Consider the following 11,344-nt stretch of genomic DNA (forward strand, 5'->3'; position numbering starts at 1 on the left):
GTCGAGAGGACTCTGGCCAGCATCGGTGACGTGACTGGCAGATCATGGGAAGCAGAATTGCATCGGCAAAGAGCGCAAATTCTTTTAACGCTCAACCCATCGAAGGTAAGCGAAGCTGAGTTTTATCTTACGAAGTCCATTGAAGTGGCGCGCCGTCAAAGCGCCAAATCCCTGGAATTACGCGCCGCGACGACCCTTGCAGAACTCTGGCAGAACCTAGGAAGATCTGATGAGGCGCGGGTGCTGCTAGAACCAATCTGCCGTTGGTTTGAGGAGGGAGCCGAAACAGCTGACCTCAGGCGGGCGCGCGCCGTCAAAGCACCCTGGACTGATCCCTCACCTCCTCAACCGTTGATTAGTTAGTTTTCAATGCCTGCGCATTATCTCGCGGTGGGATTAATTGGACATGAAATCGCAACGTGACAGCCAGCTATAACACAGAGCTTCGCAGGTACCGATCGGACCGAAGCCACCAACTGTGCGGCTTAGTTGATTGGTGGTAGCTCCCGGTGGTAGCATTCGCGCAGCAGCCAAGCTGATTTGTCGTTGTTTTATTAGGGTTTCTGCAGTTGCCCATCGTCTCCCCTAGGGAGCGACACATGCACAATATGTTCCATAACAATCGATGGACGAATCTAGCGGCATTCGCAAGCCCCGTGGTTATTTGGATGCCCTGAGTTCGGTTGCCGATTTGCCGCGCGCCAACTCAATTCCGAGCAGATGGGCCACGGTTTGAGTCAACCTATCTAGAACTCAACCCTCTCAAGGTTAAGCTCCGGCTATAATAGTTGTTGAACTAAAGGCCAAACTACCCTCGAGATTAGCCCCGGGGAGCGCAGGGGGAGTTAGTCTGAAGGCAAGATTGTTGATCTTCGAGGCGATTTGGCTGCAGCTTCGCAGCCGCCACCTAACAAAATGCCAACGCCGACAGCCGCGGCTGTCGCGCCTATTCGATCACCTCATCGGCGCGAAGCAGGAACAATTCTGGGATTGTCAGGCCGAATGCCTTTGCAGTCTTGAGGTTGATGATCAGCTCAAATTTAGTCGGCTGTTCGACCGGTAGATCGCTTGGGCGCGCGCCTTTGAGAATCCGGTCGGCCAGCGCTGCGCTGCGCCGGTAGTTCTCGTCGTTGCTCGGGCCGTAGAACATCAGGCCACCGTCCCGGACCTCGGGTGGAAACGAATGTATTGTCGGAAGACGATGCTTGATCGCAGTTTCTGCGACCAGCTTCCGGTTTCCGAACATCACATTGTCGGCCATAAATACAGCGGCCTGGGCACTCGCGCGCTTGGCATCCTCGAACGCCAGTTCCAGGTCCTCTACGCCTTTGAGCACGCGCGAGAAGACTTCTATGCTGCGAATCGAAGCCGATTGGCGGATACTTTCTAGGGCATCAGCATGCCCCGGAAATGAGGGGTTCCAGAATACGGCGATTTTTGTCGTCCCCGTAACGGCATCAAGAAGCAGTTCAAATCGCTTTCCGCCAAGCGCCGATTCGCTATAGGTCACGCCGGTGAAATTACCGCCGGGATGAGCGAGACTTTCCACAACTCCAAGCCCGACCGGATCAGGTACGAATGCGAACACGACAGGAACCGATAGCCTTCCCTCCTTGAGCGCGACCACCGCTGGCGAAGTGATCGCGATGACAACGTCTGGTTTTTGTGATCCAATCTGTGCGACAAGAGCGTTCAACCGGTTGGCGTCTCCTTCTCCGCCCAGAAGATCAATCGTCGCCGTGCGGTCTTTCTCGTAGCCAAGTTTGCTAAGCGCCTCGAGCAGCAGATGGATCGGTGTGCGGTTCGGAAATCCGCTGTGGAGAATGATGATCTTAGGAGGCTCTTTGGTGTGGGCCGGGGTTCTCAACGAGACAGCCAACGACCATGCGGCCGCTGCGCCAAAAAATGTGATGAGATCGCGTCGTCTCATTAAGTCCTCAGAGAACCGCCCCGACGATATCAAAGCCTAACACTTTGCGACGGGTCCGCGAGTGAGAAAGGGCCATCAAATTGACCGATAACGCCGCGACCCAATCCGGTTCGGGTCATTTTTCGGGAGTCAATGCAGCCTTGCGCGAAGTCCGCTTCGCACCTGAGAACTGACTTGTCAGAACCGTCGTGCAAGTCCGAAAATTACCAGAAGATACGGAAAACTCATTCGATCAGTTCGTCGGATGCGATGAGAATGGATTGCGGAACGGCAAGGCCAAGTGTCTTGGCGCTCTTCATGTTGATGACCATTTCGAACCTTGTCGGCCGCAGAAGCGGAAGGTCATTCGGTTTGGCGCCACGAAGAACCTTCCCGGCATATACCCCGACCTGGCGGTAGGTATCGGAGAGACTTGCGCCATAGCTCATTAGCCCGCCGTCCGCCGGAAACTCCCGGATGTGGAAAATGCCGGGCATCCGGTGAGTGGACGAGAGCGCCACGATTTGGTTGCGCTGACTATCAAAAAATGGATCGTTCTGCACCACTAGGGCGGTAGCACCCGCCCGAACCAGCGCTGCAAAACCTGCCTCAATCTCGGTTTCCGTTGTCGCCGCCTGCGCGACCAGCTCGCAGCCGAGCGTCTGAGCTGCGGTGGCTACTGCCTGCCGATGCTGTTCGGCCCTTTCCGTACCAAAACGCGGATTGAGCAACAACCCTACGACGCGCGCCGAAGGTACCATCGCGTAGAGGAGCTCCAAACGCTTGCCACCTAGATCACCCGTAAAGAAGTTGACGCCCGTGGCCTTGCCCGGCCGGTTCATGCTCGTTACAAGCCCCGCCTGCACTGGATCTTGGCCGACGACAAAGACGAGCGGCGCCTCAAAGCCCGTCGCCTTCGCTGCTTGTGCAGCCGGATCACCACCCGCGACCATCAGTGAAAGCGGTTGGCGGACTAGGTCGGCGGCAAGGGGTTGCAGCTGGCTATAGTCCCCGTTTGCCCAGCGATACTGGACGGTGACGTCACGACCCTCGATATATCCCATCTCTTCGAGTCCACGGCGAAAAGCATTGGTGTGAACGGCGGCCTCATTGGGCGAGCGCGCGCTCAGAAACCCCACTACCGGCACGCCCGACTGCTGCGCTCGGACCACCTGTGTGGTCATAGCAGCAGTCATTCCCAAACCTGCGATGAACTCCCTACGCCTCACGCGACGAGCTCCCTTATTGCCAGAAGTTGACATGGCGATGGGCCTGTTCGATCACCTCGTCGGCGCGAGCAAGAATGCGCGGCGGGATAATAGGAAATGGATCACGATTTTTACCCGATCGGCGGTTCGCCTGGTAGGGCGCCGCGCCTGGTCGCTTCAATTTTTTGTCCACTCCCCGATCGGCAACTCCACAAATACCAGCCAGCCGGGCCCAGCGACGCGCGTGTGAACCACCACAACCTCTTGATCGTTCATGTCACGCGCCACGCGGACCGACCCTGTCGAAGGTGTCGTGCGGGCCTCCTGCACCTGAGTAAGAGACGACACATCCCGCAAAGACTTACCCACGCCAAAATCTGGATGCGCGATGACGCGACCCTCGGCGTTGACAACATAGGCAAGGCCTCCATCGCCGACCTTGGTGTGCTGTACCATGTCCCACATTAGCTTGAGATTGAGTTCGACGACGCTCACGCCGGCATCCGAGCGCCCACTGGCCATTCCCAAGGTCATATAAGGCTCCGACTCGCGGCGCATGTAGACCGGCCCGTAATAGATCTTCTTTGCCACCGTCTCCGTGAATTTCGCCTCCTTTGAGTAGTCAGTGCCGCTGCCAACCACGTCCATAGCCAAACGCGATACCTTCATGAGCTCCTTGCCTTCGGCGTCGAGGCGCGACAGCTCGGTGATAGCAGGAGCCAGACGAAGAAGCCGCAGCGCGTCGAAACGAAGCGGATCGGAACCTGCCGTCGGCGGCAGCTGCGTGATCCAGCCGACTTGGTTCTGACTCTCCTTGATGAACTGAGTAAGCTTGTCAGCGATGCCCTCGGCTTGCATGAGGAGAATGCGACTTCGCAAAGCCTGGACGTCCGACTGTCCTTTGGCTTGGAGCAACTGGGGATCTACGGATATTTGCTGGTTCGAAGTCTTGCCGACGATGTCGACCTTGGGGGGAGCGACTTCGGCTGCACAAACGGCCAAGCCAACGCCGAGGCAGGCCAAGGCCAGCGCCGACACCCGAGCGGGTCTGTTCTTTTTCCGCAGCATATTGTGGATCCTTTGCTCCAGGAATGACTTCGATCCGTACCTGGCCATTGTCATGGCGTAGTTTGCAGACTGCCTTTCACCGACGGCGATCAGGGTCTCGCTATACCGTGCAACGGGGTAGCCGAGGCTCAGGACCCGGGCATCACAATCGATTTCAATGGCCAAACGGAGCCGCCGCAGTTGCCACCAGAGCATTGGGTTCCAAGGCATGCAGGCGAGAAGGCAGACTGCGATTGTCAGTAGTTGGGTATCGTACGCGACGAGATGGGACCGTTCGTGCGCGATTACCAACTCTTGCTCGTCGGGAGATAATTTTGTCAGCCAACGCGGCACGACAATATATGGACGAAAAAACCCGACAACGGCGGGACCGCAATCCTCCGATATATAGACGGCCGTCCCGGCCATATGACCGCGGTCCCAGCGACGTCGTCTCCACGACAAATGAGCGCCACTGGCGAGGATAACCAGAGCAAGAGCCATTGAAGCCATACGCCAAGTCCAGTCCAGCAGCTTCGACGCTTCATTAGATAGTGGAATTTGATTGGCGCCAATGATCGGCAACGTGAACCGCGGCGTTTCGATTGCTGTTGTTTGCGGGGGCGTGAGTATTTCGGAAGATGTCGCCCGGTCGGCATACGTCGCCGGGATCTGCACCACCGACACTTTGGAAGGGATGAAGGGGATTGCGAGAGAAGCAATCATACACGTACCCCACAGCCAGCGCGCCGGCTTCTGTCGAATCTGCGCCGAACGCTCAAGCGCGAGGGCGGCCAAGCCCATCAGCAGGCTCACAACGATGGAATAAAGCATCCAGGACAACATTTAAGCCTCCCCCGTGTCCGACCTGCTTTCCAAAAGTTTGCGCATGTTTAGGATCTGCTTTTCACTGAGCCTCTGATCCGAAACCAGATGGACGAAGAGCAATTCGGCCGATCCCTTGAAGAGCTTGCGTGTCAGGTGCCGCAGGGCACTTTTTTGCGCGGCCGTTTGCTTTACAGCGGCGAAATATCGGTGGCCACGGCCCTCCGGCGCGCGGCTCACATATCCTTTGCCTTCGAGCGTCCGTAGGATGGTTAGCACGGTGGTGTACGCCAGTTCGTCTCGGAGTGCCGCTTGAACTTCCGCGACAAGGGACGGACCGCGCTCCCAAAGCACCTCCATGACGTCGATTTCTCGATCAGTGAATTGGACGTCCATCCCATGCTCCTACTAGATCCATAGTAGATAATGTCGCGCTCGCTGTCAGTTGTCAACTATGCATATAGTAGTAAGCGCGCGATTGGCACCCGCACTGGGCTCAATTCGCCTTTAGGTCAAAAGCTCAACTGGAGGGAGTTTGCTTCTGGCACAAGCGGTCGCCCGAGACGCGTCATGCATCGGCCCGCTAATAGCATTTTATCTCGGGCAACCGCCACGAGCGCCATATCAATAACCTACCTTGCTTCGTGGGCCTGAGATGGACGGCAACCAAGTGCTGACCAATGAGATGTCGGTACCTATCGAAAACGCAGCCCTCTCAAGGTTGGGATAGGCGCACTTTGATTGAAAGCCAAAGGGTCAATAGGAATAGTTTGAGCGCCGGGAAGTGCATCTCACGAGAATTAATATGGACCGCGAGCATCTTATCAGGAACCGACGGGCGGCGTTCCGCTTTCTCATTATGCACAGCCCGTGTTCAGGAAAATGTACCCGCGCCCTGTGCTGTGGTTGGAGAGACCTGATGTGCTCAAATCGCTCTGTGGCGGCCCTGCTTCTTAGCTTAATTCCAACCGCGGGATTCGCGGAAAGCGCAGAATGGCAGAGATACCTAATTCCTAGCACCGGAGCCAATGTGGACATTCCAGTAGATATTTTCACAGAAGACGTGGGCCCACCGGAGGGCGGCGTCGGGCGGCGTTTCTTTACGCGTGACCGCCGGGCAGATTTGACGGTGCAGTCTGTCCCTAACCCTGACAATGATTCACCTGCCACCTTTCTGGCCAAGAGGCGGCCGCCAGCGAACATTCAGTACAAGCGAGTAACGCCGCGATTTTTTGCGGTCTCCAGCGTTCGGAATGGACGCACTTGGTACAACCGCTGTAACCGAGCAAGCGGATACATGAATTGCATAATGATAAACTATCCCGCTGTAGAAGAACGAAAGTGGGTTGCTGTTGTGACTCGTATCAGCTTATCGCTAAGCAAATGAGGTGGAAATCGTCGGCCAGCTGCGGCAATGATGAACTCGTCGCGAGCGCTCCGAAACGGCTAAATTGAGGACCATCATTTCGCTCCCTCACAGCTTAACAACGCGCATCTAAGGTTAAGCCTTGCCTTGTCGTACACGAGCAATCGCACCTGCCTCACGAGCCTGTTTCCCGATGAGCGCGTACGGTAGCGCCGTAGGGTGCTTGCTGCATCAAGACACGCAGCGCGTGTTGCGAAATGTTTCCTCCGCGCCTGTCGACAACTTCCGCACCTTCAGAACGTAATTATCGGGAAAAATATGCAACTTTCCGACACAATTCGAGTTGCCTTCCAACGTCGTCTTGATGGAGCTCGAGATGGGAGATGAAGTCCGAACGGCTGCCGGTGTAGCTTGGACCGTTTACTTGGCTACACACCGCGGCGTTGACGCGCGGGACGGCCAGCGATGCCTGCTTGAGCGCCATCTGCAAGGAAGGTCGGAGGCGCGGCAGAGCAACGCCGAGGAGCTGACGTGCTTTGGGCTCGCTTATCTCGAACGCTTTCCAAAGGATGAGTGGTGAACCGACTTCAAGAAATGCTTAGAGGCATAGTAGAAACCGCAAGACCAAGTTGGACCCTGGTCGCTGTTTCACAGCTTCTTTCTGCGGCGATTTTGATAGGGCTACGATCAGTCTTTGGTACTTAGGTTAATTTGGATGCGTATTGCCCAACTAGCACCTTTGGCAGAGAGCGTCCCCCCGAAGCTATACGGGGGTACGGAGAGGGTCGTTGCTTGGTTGGTCGATGAGCTCGTTGACCAAGGTCACGACGTGACCCTCTTCGCAAGCGGTGATTCCAGGACCCGCGGCAAGCTTCATCCGGTTTGGCCACGAGCGCTGCGCCTCGGCGGCAAGGGTGTAGATCCGAATTCGGCCTGCGCTGTCCTGCTGGAAGCGGTTGCGAAACGGGCAGCCGAATTCGACGTGATCCATTCTCACATCGACTGGCTTGCCCTTCCATTGCTTGGCCGGCTGGGGGTGCCGTTTCTCACGACCATGCACGGCCGGCTGGACCTTCCTGGACTGCCCGACGTCATCCGCGAGTTCCCCAATGCCGGGTTAATCTCGATCTCCGATCATCAACGACTGCCGCTACTGGGAGCGAACTGGCTTGGTACGATCCAGCACGGGCTTCCTGTTAACCTCCTTCGACCCTCATTCGAACAAGGATCCTATCTGGCGTTTCTCGGGCGCTTGACGTCCGAGAAGGGGCCGGAAGACGCGATCCGCATCGCACGCGCCGCTGGAAAGCCGTTGCGTATCGCCGCCAAGATACCGCGAGCTGAGACCGTCTACTTCAAGAAGCGCCTCGAACATCACATCGACGGCGAAAAAGTCCAACTCGTCGGAGAAGTTGACGAAACCAGGAAGCAGCCATTTCTAGCCGATGCGATTGCGTTGCTGTTTCCGATCGATTGGCCGGAGCCGTTCGGCCTGGTCATGATTGAGGCGATGGCGTGCGGGACGCCCGTGATCGCCTATCGCTCAGGCTCGGTGCCTGAAGTTGTCGAAAACGGGGTGACGGGCTTTATCGTCGAGAGTGAGGAAGATGCCGTTGCGGCGGTAAGCAAAATCCGGCTCCTGGACAGAAAGGTGATCCGCCAACGCTTTGAGCAACGATTCTCCTCCCGCCGCATGGCGGGCGAATACGAGGGGCAATACCAGAAGCTGATTTCGGGCGGATCGCGCAAACCCCCGAACGTTCTGCCGATCCGGAACCTTATAGGATCACATCCGTGCCCGTCATGATAGCCAAGCTCATGTCGATCGATTCACGTAAAGTAATTCCAAGATCAAAGAGATCCCGAAGTCTTCTAGGATCAGCCGTTACCAAGTGAGAGGTTCGAACCGTGAGGAAATAATCGTTCCCGTTAGATATGGGCGGAACAACTTTGGGTGACTCCTACATTCTGTTGCTGATCGGCTTTGGGGCTTTAGTGCTTCTGACTGCCTGGCTGCCGATGGTTCTGAGTGAAGCGCCTCTCTCCCTGCCAATAGCTTGCGTCGGAATCGGTGCCGCTGTTTTCGCCTCTCCGTTATCTGGCTACGTTCCGCGCCCTGATGTCACACTGCCGGCGGTCGAACGGCTTACGGAACTGGTGATCTTAATCTCTTTGATGGGAGCAGCTCTCAAGATCGATCGTAAGATCGGATGGCGGTCATGGATGATGACATGGCGCCTTCTGGCAATAGCCATGCCTGTTACGATTCTTGCACTCTCGTGGCTCGGGTACACGATGTTGGGCTTAGGAGCAGCAACAGCTTTGCTGCTCGGCGCTGCCCTTGCTCCCACCGACCCAGTTTTAGCAAGCGATGTGCAAGTCGGACCTCCGAAATCGGGGGAGGAAGATGATACTCGATTTGCCCTTACGTCCGAAGCCGGCTTGAACGATGGACTGGCATTCCCCTTTGTAATGTGCGCCATCGCAATGGCCGAGGCTGGACGCACCGGCGAACCTTGGTTGCTCCGGTGGTTAGGCATCGAAGTAATTTTGCGTTTATCCGTCGGGGTTGGGATCGGCGTGCTCCTTGGCTATGCGTTGGGGTGGTTGGTTTTTCGAATGCCGAACCGAGCCAAACTTTCGCGGACTGGAGACGGATTTGTTGCGCTTGGAATAACGGTGACCGTTTACGGAATTGCCGAAGCACTGCACGGCTACGGCTTCGTTTCAGTGTTCGTTGCGGGCTTGGCTCTACGGGCCGCAGAGCGTAATCATAAATATCACCAAACGCTTCATGATTTTTCCGAGCAGCTCGAGCGTCTTTTGATGATGCTCTTGCTTGTTGGGTTCGGGGGAGCCATCTCGAGTGGCGGACTTTTTAACGCGCTTACGTGGAGTTCAGTTGGCTACGCCGTACTCGCAATTTTTCTCGTGCGTCCATTAGCTGGTTGGTTGTGTTTGTCAGGAACGACTTGTCCTCCGACCGAACGTGCTGTCATCAGCTTCTTCGGTATCCGAGGGTTAGGATCTATTTACTATCTGGCATACGCGCTCCAAAAGGGAAATTTTGACAAGGTCGATGTAGTCTGGAGTACAGCGGCATTCATAATACTCATCTCGATTGTATTGCATGGCGTAACTGTGACGCCAATGATGCGCCTGATCGATCGACGCCAACGGCGCGGTATCGCCGCTATGGAATCGAAGAAGCTTGCCAAACGACAGCGCGAGCGGAGCAGTGATTAGATTACAGCTTCTGAGTTATTGGCCTATTACCGATTCAAACGTTCGTTCCACTCCCTTACGCTCCCCCAGCCAGCGCTTTGATGAAAAGCAGATTACTAATGAGCCGAAAACTGTCACACAGCCTAACCCTCTGAAGGTCAAGACCGCGCGACGGAAGCAGACATGCGCTACTTCATCGTTCACCTCGTCGGCACGCAACAGCTGAACGAGCCCGCATGAGCGCAGCGAGGAGACGACGCGGCCCGGAATACCCCGGTACGCTTGTTCTTTCTACCTGTTCGATCTCGCCGGGTTTCCCCGTCTCGTCGATCCTGCCTCAAGCGAGCCCGACACCCGGAAGACCGCGCACCGGCCCTTGCTAGGAATGGTCTGTATCGTTGGCCTCCTTCCCCGCAGGCGCGTCAGGACCGATAAATCCGCTCCGAGTTACTCGGGCTGCTCATTGAACCTTTCGGCTTCCCTTCAGACAGATACAGTCAAACGACCGCCCCGCACCTGCCGCAGGACCAGTCGATGGAAGACCCGACGACCTTTCTGAACCGCCTTGGCAAGTTCGTTCTGATCCCGATTGGCCTGCTGCTGTTTGTCGCAGCCTTTTGGTCGGTCTGGAGTACGAAGAGCTGGCTCGCACGCACCCTCGAAGTGGAGGGCGTGGTGGTCGAGATGGTGCGCATGCGCGACAGCGACGATAAGGGCTACGTATTCTCACCGATTGTCCGTTTCGAGACAGCGGACGGTGGAACTCACGAGTTTCAGTCCGGCCTTCGGACCTATCCGCCGGCCTACCGGACCGGCGAGGTCGTCTCAGTGGTCTATGACCCGGCAGTACCTGACGCAGCCATGATCAGAAGCCTGCTGTCACTCTGGTTGATGCCAATCATTCTGAGCTTCATCGGAACGATTTTCTGCGCCGTCGGGATATTCATGATCGCGCTGTGTAGCTGGGCATCGCGGGTTTTCAACCGGCCGACGGCTGCCGTCAGCCGGCCCGCGCCAGAAGGGAGTGCCACTTTCGGCAGGACCACTCCATGATCGCGCTCCGGCAGATTGCGTATCGGCGCTTGTTGCTGCCGGCCTGCGGCATGATATTCCTGCTGGCGCTCTTGGTTTCGCTGCCCACCCTTAGCGCGTTTGCCGCGGCTCCTGGCGAGAGGTCGGCGCTGTGGGACGCATGCCGCAACAAAGACGGCGAGGCCGCGCTTGGCGCCTGCATGGCGATCATCAATACGCGCGGCATACCGACGGGTGAACGCGCCGCCGCCCACTACACGCGTTGCTATCACTACATCTTGAGGCACGACTATCGGAATGCACTTGCGAGCTGCGACAGGTCCCTTGAAGACAATCCATCTCTCGTCGACGCTTGGCTGAACCGGAGCACGATACGCAGCGGGTTTGGCCAATTCGATCTCGCCATCAAGGACGCGACCCGCGCGCTCGCTCTAGCGAACACCAATTCGGATCGCGCCGGCGCGCTGCGCAACCGGGCTGCGGCCTTGGTCCGACGTGGCAAAATCGCCGAGAGCCAGGCCGATCTCGACCAGGCGGCAAGGCTGCAATCGGATGATGTCTACAACTTTATCAACCGGGCAGACTTCCTGCTGCAGGTCGGCCGCCCCGATGAGGCCCTTCATAACATTGCGCGGGCACGCCCCACCCGGGCCATCACCACCTTTTCAAGGCAGAAGATGCACGCCGACATTGGCCTGCTGCACGGTAAAGCCCTGGTCGCGCTGAAGCGCT

General features: G+C 57.0%; 10 protein-coding genes. 5 read left to right on the plus strand and 5 right to left on the minus strand.

Going from position 1 to position 11,344, the window contains the following annotated elements; all coding sequences use genetic code 11:
* Window positions 1-363, plus strand: a 363-nt coding sequence (locus JQ575_RS42745) for a hypothetical protein (RefSeq protein ID WP_409364892.1), incomplete at its 5' end; no start/stop codon positions are given.
* A gap of 583 nt (window positions 364-946) precedes the next feature.
* Here the strand turns inward: JQ575_RS42745 and JQ575_RS42750 are convergent.
* The 5 genes from JQ575_RS42750 to JQ575_RS42770 form a co-directional block, all read right to left on the minus strand.
* Window positions 947-1,930, minus strand: a complete 984-nt coding sequence (locus JQ575_RS42750; protein WP_212039147.1) for an ABC transporter substrate-binding protein — start codon at window positions 1,928-1,930, stop codon at window positions 947-949.
* A gap of 224 nt (window positions 1,931-2,154) precedes the next feature.
* Window positions 2,155-3,093, minus strand: coding sequence for an ABC transporter substrate-binding protein (locus JQ575_RS42755; protein ID WP_212039148.1), 939 nt, complete (start codon window positions 3,091-3,093; stop codon window positions 2,155-2,157).
* A 58-nt stretch (window positions 3,094-3,151) separates the two neighbouring features.
* On the minus strand, window positions 3,152-3,310 hold the full coding sequence (locus JQ575_RS42760; RefSeq protein ID WP_212039149.1) for a hypothetical protein: 159 nt from the start codon (window positions 3,308-3,310) through the stop codon (window positions 3,152-3,154).
* Complete coding sequence (locus tag JQ575_RS42765; protein WP_212039150.1) at window positions 3,295-5,010, minus strand: M56 family metallopeptidase; 1,716 nt, start codon at window positions 5,008-5,010, stop codon at window positions 3,295-3,297. The genes JQ575_RS42760 and JQ575_RS42765 overlap by 16 nt, the downstream gene beginning before the upstream one ends.
* Window positions 5,011-5,385 (minus strand): BlaI/MecI/CopY family transcriptional regulator, encoded by a 375-nt coding sequence (locus tag JQ575_RS42770; protein WP_212039151.1) that lies wholly within the window; start codon window positions 5,383-5,385, stop codon window positions 5,011-5,013. It lies immediately after the preceding gene.
* Window positions 5,386-7,070: 1,685 nt separating this feature from the next.
* On the opposite strand from JQ575_RS42770, the gene JQ575_RS42775 reads away from it, so the two are divergent.
* From JQ575_RS42775 to JQ575_RS42790, 4 genes are all read left to right on the plus strand, one after another.
* Window positions 7,071-8,162: a glycosyltransferase family 4 protein gene (locus JQ575_RS42775; protein WP_212039152.1), complete on the plus strand. Its 1,092-nt coding sequence runs from the start codon at window positions 7,071-7,073 to the stop codon at window positions 8,160-8,162.
* 143 nt (window positions 8,163-8,305) lie between these two features.
* The gene (locus tag JQ575_RS42780; protein WP_249167295.1) at window positions 8,306-9,601 is read left to right on the plus strand and encodes a sodium:proton antiporter; all 1,296 of its coding nucleotides are present in this window, start codon (window positions 8,306-8,308) and stop codon (window positions 9,599-9,601) included.
* A gap of 513 nt (window positions 9,602-10,114) precedes the next feature.
* Window positions 10,115-10,633: a DUF3592 domain-containing protein gene (locus tag JQ575_RS42785; protein WP_212039154.1), complete on the plus strand. Its 519-nt coding sequence runs from the start codon at window positions 10,115-10,117 to the stop codon at window positions 10,631-10,633.
* The coding region (locus JQ575_RS42790; RefSeq protein ID WP_212039155.1) for a tetratricopeptide repeat protein at window positions 10,630-11,344 on the plus strand (715 nt) is incomplete at its 3' end. The genes JQ575_RS42785 and JQ575_RS42790, both read left to right, overlap by 4 nt.

The sequence above is a fragment of the Bradyrhizobium sp. JYMT SZCCT0428 genome (assembly GCF_018131075.1).
In the GTDB taxonomy this organism is placed as follows: Bacteria; Pseudomonadota; Alphaproteobacteria; order Rhizobiales; family Xanthobacteraceae; genus Bradyrhizobium.

Coding starts and splice junctions, on each gene's coding strand:
- JQ575_RS42770 (WP_212039151.1), bottom strand. CDS start 5,385: ATGGACGTCCAATTCACTGATCGAGAAATCGACGTCATGGAGGTGCTT.
- JQ575_RS42775 (WP_212039152.1), top strand. CDS start 7,071: ATGCGTATTGCCCAACTAGCACCTTTGGCAGAGAGCGTCCCCCCGAAG.
- JQ575_RS42755 (WP_212039148.1), bottom strand. CDS start 3,093: ATGACCACACAGGTGGTCCGAGCGCAGCAGTCGGGCGTGCCGGTAGTG.
- JQ575_RS42785 (WP_212039154.1), top strand. CDS start 10,115: ATGGAAGACCCGACGACCTTTCTGAACCGCCTTGGCAAGTTCGTTCTG.
- JQ575_RS42765 (WP_212039150.1), bottom strand. CDS start 5,010: ATGTTGTCCTGGATGCTTTATTCCATCGTTGTGAGCCTGCTGATGGGC.
- JQ575_RS42750 (WP_212039147.1), bottom strand. CDS start 1,930: ATGAGACGACGCGATCTCATCACATTTTTTGGCGCAGCGGCCGCATGG.